General features: G+C 69.4%; 14 protein-coding genes. 8 read left to right on the forward strand and 6 right to left on the reverse strand.

Features of this window, described 5'->3' with window-relative positions:
* Positions 1-60: 60 nt before the first annotated feature.
* The 3 genes from H0E84_RS04165 to H0E84_RS04175 all read right to left on the reverse strand — a co-directional run bounded on the left by H0E84_RS04165 (position 61) and on the right by H0E84_RS04175 (position 2,453).
* On the reverse strand, positions 61-777 hold the full coding sequence (locus H0E84_RS04165) for a hypothetical protein (RefSeq protein ID WP_180677369.1): 717 nt from the start codon (positions 775-777) through the stop codon (positions 61-63).
* A gap of 192 nt (positions 778-969) precedes the next feature.
* Positions 970-1,242, reverse strand: a complete 273-nt coding sequence (locus tag H0E84_RS04170; protein WP_180677331.1) for a hypothetical protein — start codon at positions 1,240-1,242, stop codon at positions 970-972.
* Between the two features lie 11 nt (positions 1,243-1,253).
* On the reverse strand, positions 1,254-2,453 hold the full coding sequence (locus H0E84_RS04175; RefSeq protein WP_180677370.1) for an acyltransferase family protein: 1,200 nt from the start codon (positions 2,451-2,453) through the stop codon (positions 1,254-1,256).
* A gap of 155 nt (positions 2,454-2,608) precedes the next feature.
* Between H0E84_RS04175 and H0E84_RS04180 the strand changes: the two genes are divergently transcribed.
* The gene (locus tag H0E84_RS04180; RefSeq protein WP_180677371.1) at positions 2,609-3,502 is read left to right on the forward strand and encodes a LytTR family DNA-binding domain-containing protein; all 894 of its coding nucleotides are present in this window, start codon (positions 2,609-2,611) and stop codon (positions 3,500-3,502) included.
* A gap of 105 nt (positions 3,503-3,607) precedes the next feature.
* Here H0E84_RS04180 and glmS read toward each other — a convergent pair whose 3' ends face one another.
* Positions 3,608-5,437: a glutamine--fructose-6-phosphate transaminase (isomerizing) gene (glmS, locus tag H0E84_RS04185; protein WP_180677372.1), complete on the reverse strand. Its 1,830-nt coding sequence runs from the start codon at positions 5,435-5,437 to the stop codon at positions 3,608-3,610.
* A 180-nt stretch (positions 5,438-5,617) separates the two neighbouring features.
* Here glmS and H0E84_RS04190 point away from each other — a divergent pair, with 180 nt between their 5' ends.
* From H0E84_RS04190 to H0E84_RS04220, 7 genes are all read left to right on the forward strand, one after another.
* Complete coding sequence (locus H0E84_RS04190; RefSeq protein WP_180677373.1) at positions 5,618-6,910, forward strand: efflux RND transporter periplasmic adaptor subunit; 1,293 nt, start codon at positions 5,618-5,620, stop codon at positions 6,908-6,910.
* A gap of 2 nt (positions 6,911-6,912) precedes the next feature.
* Positions 6,913-7,119, forward strand: a complete 207-nt coding sequence (locus H0E84_RS04195; RefSeq protein ID WP_180677374.1) for a hypothetical protein — start codon at positions 6,913-6,915, stop codon at positions 7,117-7,119.
* A 120-nt stretch (positions 7,120-7,239) separates the two neighbouring features.
* A complete protein-coding gene (locus tag H0E84_RS04200) occupies positions 7,240-7,971 on the forward strand; it encodes an ABC transporter ATP-binding protein (RefSeq protein WP_180677375.1) in 732 nt (243 codons plus the stop codon).
* A 10-nt stretch (positions 7,972-7,981) separates the two neighbouring features.
* Entirely contained in the window at positions 7,982-9,292 is a 1,311-nt protein-coding gene (locus H0E84_RS04205) for an ABC transporter permease (RefSeq protein WP_180677376.1), read from the forward strand.
* 10 nt (positions 9,293-9,302) lie between these two features.
* Complete coding sequence (locus H0E84_RS04210) at positions 9,303-10,529, forward strand: ABC transporter permease (protein WP_180677377.1); 1,227 nt, start codon at positions 9,303-9,305, stop codon at positions 10,527-10,529.
* An 85-nt stretch (positions 10,530-10,614) separates the two neighbouring features.
* Positions 10,615-11,982: a sigma-54-dependent transcriptional regulator gene (locus H0E84_RS04215; protein WP_180677378.1), complete on the forward strand. Its 1,368-nt coding sequence runs from the start codon at positions 10,615-10,617 to the stop codon at positions 11,980-11,982.
* A 28-nt stretch (positions 11,983-12,010) separates the two neighbouring features.
* Complete coding sequence (locus tag H0E84_RS04220; protein ID WP_180677421.1) at positions 12,011-13,297, forward strand: sensor histidine kinase; 1,287 nt, start codon at positions 12,011-12,013, stop codon at positions 13,295-13,297.
* A gap of 69 nt (positions 13,298-13,366) precedes the next feature.
* Here the strand turns inward: H0E84_RS04220 and H0E84_RS04225 are convergent, their stop codons facing one another.
* The gene (locus H0E84_RS04225) at positions 13,367-15,166 is read right to left on the reverse strand and encodes a toxin-antitoxin system YwqK family antitoxin (protein WP_180677379.1); all 1,800 of its coding nucleotides are present in this window, start codon (positions 15,164-15,166) and stop codon (positions 13,367-13,369) included.
* Between the two features lie 65 nt (positions 15,167-15,231).
* The gene (locus H0E84_RS04230; RefSeq protein ID WP_180677380.1) at positions 15,232-17,550 is read right to left on the reverse strand and encodes a hypothetical protein; all 2,319 of its coding nucleotides are present in this window, start codon (positions 17,548-17,550) and stop codon (positions 15,232-15,234) included.
* Positions 17,551-17,790: the final 240 nt, after the last annotated feature.

The raw sequence follows: 17,790 nt of genomic DNA on the forward strand, positions 1-17,790 counted from the left end.
CTGCTTGAAACCGTGGCTGTTCCGCGACTGTGCACAACGTCGCGAGCGCAGGCGCTTCAGTCAGTCCGGCGACCGTGCAATGGCGCCGCGGAATCGCGGGTCGTCGTGCGCGGACTTGATCTCGACCATGACCACCCTCGCCTCGCCGGACAGGATCTCCCACCGATGCCGAAAATGATTGGTCCAGCGTACCGTGGCAGGCTCGAAGTCGAATATCCGCGTCGCTCCCCTGATGGTGACGCGGAACCGAGACTTGGCCAGGCTGACGAGCACGGACGGCGGGTGCGAGTGCGCGGCGCTGCGGGCCCCGGGGGGAGCCATGCCGTCGACGATCCTGACGTGCTCGTTCTCGAATACGAGGTGGTGCTGATCGGGGTCGACGATGATCGAGTGATCCGGCGCGAGAGGAGCGGACGGACGCCCGGCATCCAGCTCCGCCTGCTTCAGCTCTACGACGAACAGGTGGGCGTTTCCTGCGGCCACCCGCGCGAATCGCGCGGTTGCCGGATCGCGCCAAAGGATCTGACCAGGGGCATAGTCGACCGCGGAACGATCGCCATCCGCCGAAACGGCATCCAATCGCGCCTTGGTCAGGCTGACGATGACGTGCGGCCGCGGACCATCGATCGGCACTCGCTGCCCCGGAGCCGCGAATATCTCCACAACCCGGACGTGCTCGTTCTCGAGCACCACCGGAGCCTCGAGATCTGCTGCAGAAGCGTGCGGCGCCGGCGACGCAGCAACGAGCATGATAGCGACGGTGGTTGCGAGCTTCACGAGCTTATCGGATCGCACTGGGAAGAGTAGTCCGCCACGAGTTGTCCCCGACATGATGCATCCGGCCGCCAGACCGCATTCTTCTCGAGGGCAAAGCATCGCTCGGAGGGGGGCTGCCGGCAACTACTACGAAGGTAGTCCGCCACAGCTGCCGCGCCCAGCGGGCGTGCCAGCCAGCCGAGCGCACCAGCCCTATTCCACCGTCACCGACTTGGCCAGGTTGCGCGGCTTGTCGACGTCGGTGCCGCGCACCAGGGCGGTGTGGTAGGCCAGCAGCTGCACCGGGATGGTGTGGACGATCGATGTGCGCGTCGTTCTGGCCGAAGATGCGCACGCCGACGCCGCTGACGTCGGCGGTGTCGCCCCCTCGAGGAAGATCACCCGCCGGGTCGCCTGGACGATCGCCGAGACGCGGCGCAACCGCCCGCCGTCGACCACGACAATACCCGCCGATCTGTTCTCCATTTCGCGAGCTTTCAGGCTCCGCCCCATTGCTTCGATTCACTCTTCGTCGAGTACGACTCTGCGGGCATCTGGCCGAGCCCAAACAACGGACGCAGCCATCGGATCCGCCGGATGAGTTCGTACGCGCCGAAGCAGGCCGCCAACGTGATGGTCGCGAGCAATGGTCCCTCCAGGGCCGGGCGAATCGCCAGGGGCTTCAGCCACTGCGACGCAATCACGATCACCGTCTGGTGGAGGATGTAGATGGGGAAGACCGCAAGGGTGAGGTATCCCAGCGCGCGGATATCTACGCTACGAAAGCGATAGGCGAAGCCGAAGATCGCCACGATCATGCTCCATTGATTGACAGCCCAGAGGATCCGTTGCGTCGTGCGCAGCCAGTCCGGCGGCGACCGCCCTTCGTTGAAACCGGCCCCGAAGAAATACCAGGCAATGAAGCCGTAGCTGAGTGCGGCCATTACCAGAGCGATCCACCGCAGCGACTGCATCGCGCTCCAGGGCGCTTCGCTGCGAGCGAGCAGCATGCCGAGCAGGAAGACTCCGAAGTACTGGGCGTGGTTGAACCAGTCGTCGACCAGACCATGGGTCGACTCGAATCGTCCCACCAGCAGCATGCGCGCCGTAGCCAGCAAGGCTATGGGTATCGCCAGGACGCCAATGCCGGACATCGCGTGCGCGGCAAGGCGACTGGCATGGTCGAGCGCCGCCGGCGCCAGTCGGGCCAGCACCCACGCCGCCACTGTGTAGCACCACAGGTAGGCCACGAACCACAGGTGATTCCAGGTCGGCAGGCTCAGGCATCCGTCATCGTCGCAGAAGGTGCCGTCGCCCAGCAGGTACCGTCCCCAGAAGGCCAGGTATCCGTCGCGATAGCCACCGGGATAGCGAGAATCCAGCAGCTCGTAGTACGCCTGCGGCGGCACGATCACCAGCATTCCGAATATCAGCGGGACCAGCAGCCGCCACGAACGCACACCGAGGAAGTTGTGCGGGCGCTTGCCCAACAGGAAAGTGGTGGCCGCGCCGGAGACCAGGAACAGCAGCGAGAGCCGCCAGGGGCTGCTGAGCAGCATGAAAGGTTCGAGCGCCGGGGAAGCAGGGACACGGTTGACGTGCCAGTCCCAAGTCACGTAGTACATGCCCACGTGATACAGGACGAGCACTCCGAAAGCGCAGACGCGCACCAGGTCGAGGTCGAAGCGGCGTTCCATGGATGGCCTGCTCTGTCGGGGAACGGCCGATACTGCGCGCTGTTGCCACGCTCCACCTGGGCCAGGGGATGATCCGACGGATTGGAGGGACGAATCGTGGACTGCAGGGACGGGCCGGGCGGGCCCGGCCTGCGCGGGCGTGTAGAGTGCGCGCCATGACGCAGCCGCCCGCCGACGCCTTCCATCACCGCTTCCAGCCGTGGCGCCGTACCTTCGAGATCGGGTTCTGGATCGTGCTGACGCTGGTCAACGCGACAGGCAACAGCCTCACGGTATTGATGGATGTGGAGCGCCTGGGTCTAGGATTTTCCGCATGGGAGCCGGCGCTGTGGGAGTGGTCGAGCGGCTTGGCATGGCTTGCAACCGTGCCGCTGCTGGTCTGGTTCACCCGGCGGTTCCCGCTGCACTGGGAAGGATGGCGCCGCCTGTTGCGGAATTACCTGCTCGCCAGCGTCGTGTTCTCCGTCCTGCACGTGCTGGGCATGGTGGCGATCCGCATCGCCGTGTACCGCGCCCAGGGTCTGGACTACGACTTTCAGCCCTGGCTCCGAGAGTTCTTGTACGAATACACCAAGGACGTGCGCACCTTCTTTACGATGGTGCTGTACATCGAAGGATATCGGTTGTTGCTGCGCCGCTGGCAGGGCGAAGCCAGCCTGCTGTCGGTACCCGACGAGGGACAGCCGATTGAGGCCGTGGACCGACCGGAACGGTTCCTGGTGCGCAAGCTCGGGCGCGAGTTCCTGGTGGCGGCGGCGGACATCGAATGGGCCCAGGCTTCCGGGAACTACGTGAACCTGCGGGTGAAACGCCATGACTATCCCCTGCGCAGCACCATCGGCGGGATCGAGGCAAAGCTGGACCCGCATCGCTTCGTGCGGATCCATCGCAGCTACCTGGTGAACCTGGGCCAGGTGCTGTCCATCGAGCCTCTGGAGAGCGGCGATGCACGCGTACACCTGCGCGATGCCACGGTATTGCCCTGCAGTCGACGGTATCGGGCGGACCTACGTGCGCGAATGGGTGCCGTAGACGAAGACAGGACCTGAGGCGATCGAAGGCGCTACGCTGCGGCTAGTTGCCGACAAGGTTGCCCCGCGCGTCAGTGAAGGCTTGGTCTCGCGAATGTTTTTTTCCAGCCGGGCTGGGACGATTCACTCCACGGTGACGCTTTTTGCCAGGTTGCGCGGCTTGTCGACGTCGGTGCCGCGCGCCAGGGCGGTGTGGTAGGCCAGCAGCTGCACCGGGATGGTGTGCACGATCGGGCTGAGCACGCCGACGTGGCGCGGGGTGCGGATCACGTGCACGCCCTCGGAGGGGCCGAAGTTGCTGTCCTGGTCGGTGAACACGAACAGCTCGCCGCCACGGGCGCGTACTTCCTGCATGTTGGACTTCACCTTCTCCAGCAGCGAGTCCTTCGGCGCGATCACCACCACCGGCATGTCGGCGTCCACCAGCGCCAGCGGGCCGTGCTTGAGCTCGCCGGCCGGATAGGCCTCGGCGTGGATGTAGGAAATCTCCTTGAGCTTGAGCGCGCCCTCCAGGGCGATCGGGTAGTGCACGCCGCGGCCGAGGAACAGCGCGTGCTGCTTCGGCGCGAAGCGGTCGGCCCAGGCGACGATCTGCGGCTCCAGATTGAGCGCGTGCTGCACGCTGCCGGGCAGGTGGCGCAGCGCATCCAGATACTCCGCCTCCTGCGCGGCGGTCAGCCGGCCGCGCAGCTTGGCCAGGGTGGCGGCCAGGGTGAACAGCGCCACCAGCTGGGTGGTGAAGGCCTTGGTGGAGGCGACGCCGATCTCGGCGCCGGCGCGGGTGTAGTAGACCAGTCTGCTGGCGCGCGGGATCGCGCTCTCGGGCACGTTGCAGATCGACAGCGTGCGCTCCTGCCCCAGCGACTTGGCGTACTTCAGCGCCTCCATCGTGTCGAGCGTCTCGCCGGACTGGGAAATGGTGACCACCAGCTGCTTGGGGTTGGCCACCGCGGCGCGGTAGCGGTACTCGCTGGCGATCTCGACGCTGCAGGGCAGCCCGGCGATCGCCTCGATCCAGTAGCGCGCCACCGAACCGGCGTAGAAGCTGGTGCCGCAAGCGAGGATCTGCACCGCTTCGATATCTTCCAGCACCTGTTCGGCGCCGGGGCCGAACAGCGCGGCGCCGAACGCGCCCTCGTCCATCACCGCCTCGATGGTGTCGCCGACCGCGCGCGGCTGCTCGTGGATCTCCTTCTGCATGAAATGCCGGTACGGGCCCAGCTCCAACGAGGCCAGCGAGACGTCCGACAGGTGCTCCTCGCGCTCGGTGCGCGCGCCGTGCTGGTCGAAGATGCGCACGCCGTCGCGGGTGACCTCGGCGGTGTCGCCCTCCTCGAGGAAGATCACCCGCCGGGTCGCCTGGACGATCGCCGAGACGTCCGAGGCGACGAAGTTCTCGCCCTCGCCCAGGCCGATCAGCAGCGGGCAGCCCATCCGCGCGCAGACGATGCGCCGCGGCTCGGCGTGGCTGACCACGGCCAGCGCATAGGCGCCCTCCAGCTCCGCGACGGCGCGCTGCAGCGCCAGCAGCAGGTCGCCGGCATCCTTCAGGTGATGGTCGATCAGGTGCGCGATCACCTCGGTGTCGGTCTGCGACTCGAAGACGTAGCCCAGGGCCTCGAGACGCTCGCGCTGCTCCTCGTGGTTCTCGATGATGCCGTTGTGCACCAGCGCGACGCCGTGGCTGACGTGCGGGTGTGCGTTGAGCTCGGTGACGCCGCCGTGGGTGGCCCAGCGGGTATGGCCGACCCCGAGCTGCGCGCTGAAATCCTCCGCGCCGGCGGCCGCCTCCATCTCCGAGACCCGCCCGGTGCGGCGTACCCGGCGGACCCGGCCGCCGTCGACCACGGCAATCCCGGCCGAGTCGTAGCCGCGGTACTCGAGGCGCTTGAGGCCTTCGATCAGGACGGGGACCACATCGCGATCCGCGATCGCGCCGACGATGCCGCACATGGGAGAGATCCTGCTGGGGGCGGGATAGTGTAGCGGCGGTGTCCGCGTTTTCCGTGCCTGCGGACGCGTCCGCCCGTCGTCCGGACACCCGCGGACACCTGCTGTTCACTTGTGGATCAACGACTTGCGGTTGGCACGCATCCTGCGTGAAAGAGGGGGAACCCAACCGCACGCCCGCCAATGACCCGCCCCAACCGCATCCGCGACACCTCAGGCCAGGACAGCACCATCGCCGGCACGCCGCCGCTGCGGCGCAGCTTGCGTCGCTGGGCGCTGCCCGCCGCCGGCGCCGCCCTGGTACTGGCGGCACTGGTCTGGGTGATCGCCGGCTGGAGCGGCGGCGGACGCTCCTACGACGCCGCGCGCATCCGCATCGCCGAGGTGGAGCGCGGCGACCTGGTGCGCGACATCTCCGCGGACGGCCGGGTGATCGCCGCCAACAGCCCCACCCTCTATGCGATCGCCGGCGGCACGGTCACGCTGAAGGTGGTCGCGGGCGACGCGGTGAAGGAAGGCCAGGTGCTGGCCGAGATCGACAGTCCGGAGCTGCGCAGCCGGCTGGTGCAGGAGGAATCCACCCTCGCCAGCCTCCAGGCCGAGGCCGACCGCTCCGCGCTCGATGCGCGCATCGCCCGCGCCGAGGCGCGCAAGCTGCTCGACCAGGCCGAGGTCGAGCGCACCGCCGCCGAGCGCGACCTGCAGCGCTACAGCCGCGGCCATGCCGGCGGCGCAGTGGCGCAGGTCGACGTGGCGCGCGCCGAGGACGCCCTCAAGAAGGCCGAGATCGGCCTGGCTTCGGCGCGCGAGGACTACGCGCTGCAGGGCCAGGGCGCCGGCCTGGACACCCGCAACCGCCAGCTGCTCGCGGCGCGCCAGCGCTCGGTGGTGGAGGAATTGCAACGGCAGGTCGACGCGCTCAACCTGCGTGCGCCCTTCGATGGCCAAGTCGGCCAGGTGCAGGTCGCGCAGCGCAGCAATGTCGCCGCCAACGCGGCGATCCTCAGCGTGGTGGACCTCTCGGTGTTCGAGCTCGAGATCAAGGTCCCCGAAAGCTTCGCCCGCGATCTCGGCATCGGCATGCCCGCGCAGATCCGCAGCGGGACCGAGACCTATCCCGCCGAGGTGTCGGCGGTTTCGCCCGAGGTCGTCAACGGCGAGGTGTCGGCGCGGGTGCGCTTCAGCGATGCGCAGCCGCCGGGCCTGCGCCAGAACCAGCGCCTGTCGGCGCGAATCGTGCTCGACACCCGCGAGAACGTGCTGATGGTGGCCAGGGGGCCGTTCCTGGAGCAGGAGGGCGGCAACCGCGCCTACGTCGTCGCCGACGGCCGCGCCGAACGCCGCCCGATCCGCACCGGTGCGGCCAGCCTCAATGCCGTGGAGATCCTCGAAGGACTGCAGGAGGGCGAGCGCATCGTCATTTCCGGCAGCGACCAGTTCGACAACGCGGACCGCGTCCGCATCTCGGGAGAATGAACATGCACCCCACCAGCGCCCTTCCGTTCAACTTCAACTGGAACCCGCAGCAGATCGCCGACGCGGTGCCGACGCGCCTGTTCGAGCTGGACCTGTTCGCCGACGGCGATCGCGCGGGCCAGCCGGCCAACCGGCCGGCGGCACGCACGCTGCAGCGCGGCTACCTGCAACAGCGCGCATTGCCCCGCCTGTTCCGCATCCACGGCTGACCGCCGCCCCCCGTAGAGCGGAGCTTGCTCCGCTGCTCCCGGCTCCGGAACCCACGTAGCGGAGCAAGCTCCGCTCTACGGGCCCGACAACGCACCGCCCATCCAACCAGGACTCTCGCCATGTTGCACATGCAAGCCGTTTCCAAGGTCTATCGCACCGAACTGGTGGAAACCCATGCCCTGCGCGCGCTCGACCTGCACGTGCGCGAGGGCGAGTTCGTGGCGGTGACCGGCCCCTCCGGCTCCGGCAAGACCACCTTCCTCAACATCGCCGGCCTGCTCGAGACCTTCACCGGCGGCGTCTACCAGCTGGATGGCGTCGACGTCAGCGGGCTGGGCGACGATGCCCGCAGCCGACTGCGCAACCAGAAGATCGGTTTCATCTTCCAGAGCTTCAACCTGATCCCCGATCTCAACCTGTTCGACAACGTGGACGTGCCCCTGCGCTACCGCGGCATGAGCGCCTCGGAGCGCAAGCTGCGGATCGAGGACGCGCTGGGCCTGGTGGGCCTGGGCTCGCGGATGAAGCACTTCCCGGCCGAGCTTTCCGGCGGCCAGCAGCAGCGCGCGGCGATCGCCCGCGCCCTGGCCGGCAGCCCGCGCCTGCTGCTGGCGGACGAGCCGACCGGCAACCTGGACTCGCAGATGGCGCGCAGCGTGATGGAGCTGCTCGAAGACATCAACGCCGAAGGCACCACCGTGGTCATGGTGACCCACGACCCGGAACTTGCGGCGCGCGCGCAGCGCAACGTCCACATCGTCGACGGCGTCGCCACCGACGTGGTCCGCGAGCCGTCGCTGCTCGGCAAGGCCGATTCCAACGACGCCGCACCAGCACCCGCATCCGCCTGAGGCCGCCGCCATGCTCGCCTACTACTTCAACCTCGCCCTGCGCAGCTTCGGCCGCAACCGGGTGCTGACCGCACTGATGGTGCTGGCGATCGCACTTGGCATCGGCGCCAGCATGACCACGCTGACGGTGTTCTACGTGCTTTCCGGCGACCCGGTGCCCGGCAAGAGCGACCGGCTGTTCGCTGTGCAGCTCGATCCGCGGCTGGCCAACAGCTACACGCCTGGCGACGAGCCACCGCAGCAGCTGACCCGTTATGACGCCGAAACGCTGCTACGCGAGGGCCGCGCGCCGCGACAGGCGCTGATGACCGGCGGCAGCGTCAACGTCGAGCCCGAGCGTCAGGGCGTGGATCCGTTCAACGCCGACAGCCGCTACACCTCCGCGGATTTCTTCGAGATGTTCGCAGTCCCGTTCCAGTACGGCGGTGGCTGGGACGCCGACGCGGACGAGCAACGGGCGCGGGTCGCGGTGATCAGCAAGGAAATGAACGAGCAGATCTTCGGCGGCGGCGACAACACCGGCCGCACGATGCAGCTCGACCGCACGACGTTCCGGATCGTCGGCATCCTGGACGAGTACCGGCCGACCCCCAAGTTCTACGACATGAACGCTTCGAACGGCTACGGCGACATCGAGCAAGTGTTCCTGCCTTTCAGCACCTCGCGCGACCTCGACCTCGCCCGCAGCGGCAACATGAACTGCTTCCGCCAGCGCGACCCCGGCCAGAAGGACACCGATCTGGGAGCCGGCTGCGTGTGGATGCAATACTGGGCGGAGCTGGCGTCCGCGGCCGATGCCGCCGACTATCGGCAGTACCTGGTCAACTATTCCGCGCAGCAGCGCAGTGCGGGCCGCTTCGAGCGCGAACCCAACGTCCAGCTGCGCAACGTGATGGAGTGGCTGGACTTCAACGACGTCCTGCCCAGCGACGTCCGCCTGCAGATGTGGCTGGCCCTCGGTTTCCTCCTGGTCTGCCTGCTCAATACGGTGGGCCTGCTGCTGGCCAAGTTCCTGCGCCGATCCAGCGAGATCGGCGTGCGGCGCGCGCTGGGCGCTTCCCGGCGCGCGGTGTTCACCCAATGCCTGGTCGAGGCCGGCACGATCGGCCTGGCCGGCGGCGCGCTGGGACTGGCGCTGGCCTGGCTCGGCCTGTGGGCGGTGCGCCAGCAGCCGACCGACTACGCCGATCTCGCCAAGCTCGACCCGGCCATGCTGTTGGTCACCTTCGCGCTCGCGCTGGTCGCCAGTCTGCTCGCCGGGGTGCTGCCGGCCTGGCGTGCCTGCCAGATCGCTCCCGCCATCCAGCTCAAGTCGCAGTAAGGGGTCCGCCATGGAAATCCGTCCCATCCTCTCCACGCTGCGCCGCCACAAGACCGCCGCCGCCCTGATCGTGCTGCAGGTGGCGGTGACGTGCGCGATCATCTGCAACGCGGTCTTCCTGATCGCCGGCCGCTTGGAGGCCGTCAACCGACCCACCGGCATCGACGAAGCCGGCATGGTCCGCATCCAGCTCACCGGCATCGGCCAGGACGCCAACCCGATGGTCGCCACCCGCGAGGACCTGGCGGCGCTTCGGGCGATCCCCGGAGTCATCCAGGCGGCCAGCGTCAACCAGGTGCCGCTGGTGAGCTCGTCGTGGAACACCTCGATCGGCACCGCCCCCGGCCAGGTACAGCCCACCCTCAATGCGACCATGTACATGGGCGGGCCGGAGCTGTTCGAGACCATGGGCCTGCAGCTGGTCGCCGGCCGCGCAATGGCTGCGGACGAGTTCCAGGACTACGACCAGGAGGAAGGCTTCCGCGGCATCACGCCGAGCACGGCGGTGGTGACGCGGGCGTTCGCCGAGCGGGTCTTTCCCGACAGCGACGGCTTCGGCGTTGGCGAAACGTTCTATTTCGGCGAGGATCCGGTCCGCATCGTCGGCGTCGTCGATACGTTGCTGAGGCCCAATTTCAGCTCCATATCCGATGACCCCGGCTACTCCATGGTGCTGCCGGTTGCGGTTCCCTACACGCTGGGCGGCAACTACCTGATCCGCACCACCCCCGAGCGCCGCGCCGAAGTGCTGGAGGCCGCGGTCCGGACACTGAAGGAACGCGGCGGCAGCCGCATCATCCTCGAGCAGCAGACCTACGACGAAATGCGCGACGACTACTTCGCCCAGGACCGGGCCATGGCGTGGCTGTTGCTGGCGGTGATCCTCGCCCTGCTGGTGGTCACGGCCCTGGGCATCGTCGGCCTCGCCAGCTTCTGGGTGCAGCAACGCACCAAGCAGATCGGGGTGCGGCGCGCGCTGGGGGCCACGCGCGGACAGATCCTGCGCTACTTCCAGACCGAGAACTTCATCCTCGCCACGGCCGGCATCGTCATCGGCATGGTGCTGGCTTTCGGCCTCAACCAGCTGCTGATGGAGCGCTACGAGCTGGCGCGCCTGCCGCTGGTGTACCTGCCGGTGGGAGCCGTCGCGCTGTGGCTGCTCGGTCAATTCGCGGTGTTCTGGCCGGCGCGGCGCGCGGCGGCGGTGCCGCCTGCGGTGGCGACCCGCAGCGTCTGACCGGACCGCGGGCACCGCGCTATCCTGCGGACGGGGCACCAGCCGGGGTCCCGTCCGCTCCGTTTCCCACTTCCGACCGCCGCCCATGCCCCACATCCTCGTCGTCGACGACAATCCCGCGGTTGCCACTGCGCTCGAGGTGCTGTTCTCGTTGCACGACATCGAGACCACCGCCGCCGATTCGCCGGAGGCGGCGCTGGAGGCGCTGGAGCGAACGCAGTTCGACCTGGTGATCCAGGACATGAACTTCCGCGCCGACACCACCTCCGGCGACGAGGGCGTGGCGCTGTTCCGCGACATCCACGCCCGCCACCCGGAACTGCCGGTGATTTTGCTGACCGCGTGGACGCACCTGGAATCTGCGGTGGAGCTGATCAAGGCCGGCGCCGCCGACTACGTCGCCAAGCCCTGGGACGACCACAAGCTGCTGACCACGGCGCAGCGCCTGCTGGAACTGTCCGCGCACCGCCGCGAGCTGGCGCGCCGCCGCGAAGGCGAGCGCCGCCGCCGCGAGGCACTGGAGCGCGACTACGACCTGCGCGGCATCGTCTGGGCCGACGCGGCCAGCGAGCGCCTGCTGTCGCTGGCCTGCCAGGTGGCACGCTCGGAGCTGCCGGTGCTGATCACCGGGCCCAACGGTGCAGGCAAGGAGAAGTACGCCGAGATCCTGCACGCCAATTCCGCGGTGCGCGACGGACCGTTCGTGGCGCTCAACTGCGGCGCACTGCCCGGCGAGCTGATCGAGGCGGAGCTGTTCGGCGCCGAGGCCGGCGCGTATACCGGGGCGAACAAGGGTCGCGAGGGCAAGTTCGAGGCCGCCGACGGCGGCACCCTGTTCCTGGACGAGATCGGCAACCTGCCGCTGGCCGGGCAGATGAAGCTGTTGCGGGTGCTGGAGACCGGCCGCTTCGAGCGCCTGGGCTCCAACCGCGAGCGCCAGGTGCGGGTTCGCGTGGTCAGCGCCACCAATACCGACCTGCCGGCGGCGATCGCCGCCGGCGGGTTCCGCGAGGACCTGTACTACCGCCTCAACGCCATCGAGCTGAAGCTGCCGCCGCTGGCCGAGCGCCAGGACGACATCCTGCCGCTGGCGCGGCATTTCCTGCCGCCGGACAAGACCCTCGCACGGGACGCCGAGCAGGCGCTGCTGCGCCATCCCTGGCCCGGCAACGTCCGCGAGCTGCGCAACGCGGTGCAGCGCGCGGCCCTGCTCGCGCCCGGCGATGCGATCGGCGCCGATGCGCTGGGGTTCGCGCCGGCGCCGCGGGCGGCGCCGTCTTCCTCCCCACCTGCGGCCGCCGCCGCGAACGAGCCGGACCGCGAAACGATCGAATCCGCGCTGCATCGCAACGACGGCGTCCTGGCGCAGGCCGCGGCCGAGCTCGGGCTCTCGCGCCAGGCCCTGTACCGGCGCATGGACAAGCTCGGCCTGCGCCGCGACCAGGCGTCCTGACGTGACCCGCTGGTGGCATCGCCTGCCGATGACGCTGGTGCTCGGTTCGCTGACGGCGCTGTACATGCTCGGCGCCGCGGCGCTGGCGCTGCTGCTGGTGCGCTGGCTGCCCGGCTGGGCCGCGGTGGCGATCGCCGTAGCCGCCCCGCTGCCGCTGCTGCTGCTGCAGATCCGATTGGTGCTGGCGCCGGCGCGCTCCCTGTTCCGCGCCCTGAGTGGCAGCGTCGCCAGCTACCGCGACGGCGATTTCAGCTTCGGCGTGTCCTGGGGCGGCGGCGGCGAGCTCGGCGACCTGGTCGCCGCGCACAACCGCCTGGGCGACGTGCTGCGCGAGCAGCGCACCGGCATCGTCCAGCGCGAGCTGCTGCTCGACACCATGGTGCAGAACACGCCGGTGGCGATGCTGCTGCTCGATTCCGGCCGCCGCATCGTCCACGGCAACATCGCCGCGCGCAAGTTGCTCGGCGATGGCCGACGGCTGGAGGGGCAGTCGTTCGACGCTCTGCTGGCGCGCTCGCCGGAAGCGCTGCGCGAGGCCGTCGCCCGCGGCGGCGACGCCATGTTCGGCGTCGGCGACCAGGACAGCGAGGACATCTACCACCTGTCGCGGCGCGCGTTCCGCCTCAACGGCCGTGCCCATGAGCTGATCCTGCTGCGCCAGCTGACCGCCGAGCTGCGCCGCCAGGAAGTGCAGACCTGGAAGAAGGTGATCCGGGTGATCAGCCACGAGCTCAACAACTCGCTGGCGCCGATCGCCTCGCTGGCGCATTCGGGCGCCGAGCTGCTGCGCCGCGGCCAGCTCGAACGCCTGCCCGGCGCGCTGGCGACGATCGAGGAACGCGCGCGACACCTGGAAGGGTTCATCCGCGACTATGCGCGCTTCGCCAAGCTGCCGTCGCCGCGCCTGGAGAACGTGGCCTGGGCGGGGTTCGTCGCGCGCCTGCGCGACCAGGTGGAGTTCGCCTTCGACGGCCACGGCGCCGATGGCCACGCGCGCTTCGACGTGGCGCAGCTCGAGCAGTGCCTGATCAACCTGCTGCGCAACGCCCACGAGTCCGGCTCGCCGCCGGAGGAGGTGCGGCTGGCGCTGCGGCGGCTGCCGGATGCCTGGCGCATCGACGTGCTCGACCGCGGCAGCGGCATGAACGAGGCGGTGCTGGCCAATGCGCTGCTGCCGTTCTATTCCACCAAGCGCCACGGCACCGGCCTGGGCCTGGCGCTGGCGCGCGAGATCAGCGAGGCCCACGGCGGCCGCATCTCCCTGCTCAATCGCGACGGCGGCGGGCTGTGCGTGTCGCTGCAGCTGCCCGCCTAGGCGGGCCAAGGCCCGGCCGCGCCGGCATCGAAGCGGCAGACGCAGGGATGGATCCCCGCGCTCCCGCACTCAGCGATCGACGTCCACCTCGAGCCGGGACCCCGCGTCGACCCGTTCGCCGTGCTCGTAGCGGACCCGGTGGGTCGGGGCGCCGTCCGTATAGAACACCGTTTCGCCGTGGAGCTCGCCCTGGCGAACTTCCTCGTGGAACTCCAGGGCGCCGTCCTCCTTGAATGCGTAGCTACGGCCGTGCGGCTCGCCATCGGGCCCGAACGGGGTGATCCGCAGCACGTATCCGTGCGCATCCAGCGTTCGCCACGGCCCTACCCGCAGGCCGTCCTCGTAGCGGCCCTCGGCGCGGGTGCCCAGCCGGTCGTCGCCGACCACCCAGGGGCCCGTGCGCCGCCCATCGCGGTAGCGCCCGCGGGACACGAGGACGACGGCGTCGCCATCGCCGTCGATCCGGTACGATTCGTACGGCCCGTGCAGCTCGTCGTCGCGATAGTGCTCGCGCAACAGGATCGTTCCGTCCGGCGTTTCTGCGCGTCTTTCTCCCTGCAGCCGGCCGCGTTCGTCGTAGCGCATGGTGGCCACGACGCCATCCTCCTCGCTGCGCCAGCGGCCGACCGCGCGGTCGTCGCGATATTCGCCCTGGACCAGCAGTTCGCCATCCTTGCGGACGACGTGCTCGCCGTGGCGCTTGCCGTCGACGTAATGCGTGATTTCCACGGCGCCGTCCCATCGCTCCACGCGATGCTCGCCCTGCTGGCGGCCGTCCAGGCGTTCGCTGCGGGAGCGCAGCCCGCCGTCGGCATCGAATTCCTCGCGCAAGGCCCAGTCGCGGCCCTCGTCGTACTCGAAGCTCCTGAGCAGGCGGCCGTCGCTCCAGCGCTCCTCACGCCAGCCCGGCCCATGCGGCGTTTCCACGCGCCGCTTCCGCGATCTCAGCAGGCCGGCTGCGTCGAACCGTCGCTCGTCGACGGCCTTGCCGGCATCGTCGAATTCGCGGACGGACTTCGGCTGGCCGTCGTCGTGCCAGGTGCGATGCACGCCGACAGGCGTGCCCGTCTCGTAGCTGCCCTGTTCGGTGATCCCGCCTGCGCTGCCATAGCGGGTCAGGACGCCGTGCAGCTCGTCGTGGCGGTAGACGGCCTTCTCCACCAACCGGCCTTCCGCGGTGAACAGCAGCGACTGCCCGTGCCGCTTGCCATCGACGTGGTCGACGCGACGGTTGACCGTTCCGTCTTCGTAGAAGCGCTCCTCCCGCCCATGCAGGCGCCCCTGCACGAAGTGCGAACGGCGGCTGACGCGGCCATCGGGATGATAGCTTTCCGCGACCCCATGGACCTTGCCGTCGCGGTACGGCCGGACCCCGGCCAGGCGCCCCTGCGGGTGATAGCTGCGGACCTGGCCGTCGACGATGGCGCCGCCGTCGTAGCGCATCGATTGGCGCAGTTGGCCGTTGTCGTAGAACATTTCCTGCAGCCCGTGCCGACAACCATGTCGAAAGCGGCCGACGTAGAGCAGCGTGCCGTCCCCGGCGTAGCGGCGCACCTCGCCGTCCCGGCGCCCTTCGGCATCGTAGCGTCCGGTTTCCCGGACGGTGCCGTCGAGGTGGTATTCGGTGTAGTCGCCGACCGGGTGCCCACCCTCGAACTCCGACGTGCCGTAGGTCGCTTCCAGCCGCAGCGCGCCGTCCGGATAGCGGACCCGCACGCGCCAGCCGCCGTCGGTCGGGACCAGCGGTTCCAGATGGAACTCGGCCTCGGCCTCGGCATCGGCCGCGATCGGACGGTAGTCCCGGTCGAGCGCGATCCGCTCGTCCGTCGCCGCACATACGGCACTTCCCATCGCCAGGGCGATGAGCACCAGCGCCCGTCTCCAGCCGGCCGCTGCCGCCCGCCGCGGGCGCGACCGTAGGATCCGCCCCATGCTCATGGCAGCGGCGGGAAGCGGGTGGTCCAGCGCCGGTCGACGGCTTCGCCCGCCGCCTCCAGCGCCTCGACGCGCGCGGGAACGCCGGCGATGCGCAGATAGCGTCCCTGCAGCAGGTAGTCGCCGAGCGATGCCTCGTCCAGCGATGGCATCGCGTACGCCTCGGCGGGCTGCAGCGACAGCGCCTCGCCGGTCTCGTCGAGGAACCGGTAGCGGCCGAGCAGGTCGCGAGCCGGCATTGCCGGATCCGGCGCCTCGCCGAGGAGCGCCGGCAGGTCGATCAGCCATGGCCGTCCGCCCAGCGCGTAGTCCGCTTCGCGCCAGCGGCCCTCTCCCGCGCATTGCAACCTGGTCACGACCTCCAGATCGTAGAAGTGGCTGCGCACGCCGTCGGCGGTACGCAGGCGCCAGCGCTCCGCCACGGGCAAATGCTGCGGCCGCAGGAAGCGCCGCGATGCGTCCTCGCGCTCCGGCTGCCACTCCAGCGGCGTCCCCTGCAGCTGTGCGCCGTTCTCCACCGACAACGTGCACAACGCCGCCTGGACGTCGCTGAGGGTCAGCTCGAGCCGGTGCTGCGCCTCGCCGCTCGGCTGCAGTTCCGCCGTCGCCACGGCGACCGGCGAACCGTCGTCCGGCCGCGCATCGGCGCGGTGTTCCTCCGGACGCAGCCCGAGCTGCGCCATCGGCGGAAGGTCCAGGTCCGCATGGCGCCGCCGGGGGGTCAGGAACCGCACGGGCTGGGTCCACACCGGCGCGTCGGCGACCTCGTAGGCGTAGAAGCGCAGACGTTCGGGCACCTCGTCCAGCTGTACCTGCAGCGCAGGCATCGCGCCGTCGTTGCGCATCCGGCCGAGAAACTGCATGTCCTCCGGCTCCAGCCAATCGGGGAGCTCGGCATCGGGATCCGACACCAGGCGGCCGCGGGCCCCCAGCTCCGGCGCGAACGCCCAGAGGATGCGGTGATCCGCGTTGCCGCCGAAGCGGAATTCGAACACCCCGTCCTGCGCCAACGGCGTCGCCGTCACCCAGGCGTCGCCATCGTCGGTCCGCACGCTCCGGTCCGGGTCCAGCGCGATCTCCACCTCGCGAAGGGTCGATGGCTGGTAGTGCGCCAGCGCGCGGATTTCGGCGACCCGCGCCAGTTCGCTCTCCACGCCCCACTGCAACGGCAGCACCAGGGCGGTGCTTCGCACGTGCGCGTGGTCCCACGGCCGGAACTCCCACGGCCTGCCGACATGGACGGCGATGTCGACGACATCGCCGTCGGCATCTCGCAGCTCGACCTCGGCGAAACGCAGGCGCCCCAGCGCCAGCGGTTCGCGCAGCCGATGCCCCAGCCGCAGTTCGATCGCGTACGTCTCCGCATCCAGGCGCGCCGGGATGCCATGGCCCTCGAACAGGAACTCGCCGACGGCCGAAGGGAACACCTCGTCGCGCGTCGCGCGCTTCGACGCCGCCTGCGCTTCTTCGGGGAACCACGACATCGGACGGAACTGCTGGTCTTCGCCATACAGCGAACTGGCCATCGGGAGCGCTCCCCGCCAATCGGCCGGCGCCATCGCCACCCGCTGCCGCAGCGTGCCCCGCACGCCTGACGCCTCGAACGGGACGTCCACTACAGCGCCCAGGCGCCGCAACCAGCCGCCCTCCCGCTCGAGCACCATGAACCCGGCCATTCGAGCTTCGTCGTCCCCGCCCCGGAGCGCGAGATGGACCTCGTCCTGCGTGACCCGCTCGACCCGCAGCCGCAGATCGGGCGTTCCCTCCGCACCGGGGACCGTCAGTTCGGCGCGTTCGCGCAACGGCACGCGCACGCCGAGCCCGGGCTGGCCCGGCTGGGTCATCTGGTTGCGCAGCTGCTGCAGCAGCATTTCCGCGGCAGAGTCCGATTCGGTCAACCGGCGCCAGGCGGCGTCGTTGCCGAGCCGGAAGTCGAGCACGTCGCCCGTCGCGGTATCCATCTCGACCTCGAAACCACCCGACAGCAGCGACTGGAGGTCGCCGATCCGTCCCTCCGCTTCCGCTGCACTCGAAAAACCCGTCCTTCCGACGTCCATGCTCAGGTACTCGGGTTGCAGGTTCAGCCGCAGATGCGGCGTGCGCTCCAGCACGCGATAGCGCAGCATCATCCGCGCCTCCTGCTCGAGGGTCTGGCGGCCCGCGCGCCCCTCGGCGCTGATGATGCCGTGGGTGTACAGCTGGTAAGCGCGCTCCTCGCTGGAGCGCGGCGAGAACTGCAGGTATTCGCCGGCGTCGGCGGCAGAGGCGAGGGGGAAGAAAAGGCTGAGGAACAGGGCGGTGATTGCGGTCGACTTCATTGGAACCGGAGCTTCCTTGGCGAATGATCCATCGAGACGATCGGCAGCCCCCATCGCGCTGGATCGGCGGCACGTGTTTTTTGGAGGGGAGGCGAATGCGGGCGCCGCACTCCGCGGCCCGTCCCGGAGGACTCGCGCGAACATTCCGCGAGAACCGCACCGGCGCCCGCATCGCGGGGGCGATCGACGATCGCCGCGCATGATACAGATCGATCCTGCGCGCGGCCAACGGATGACGAA

The organism is Luteimonas salinisoli, assembly GCF_013425525.1.
GTDB lineage: Bacteria > Pseudomonadota > Gammaproteobacteria > Xanthomonadales > Xanthomonadaceae > Luteimonas > Luteimonas salinisoli.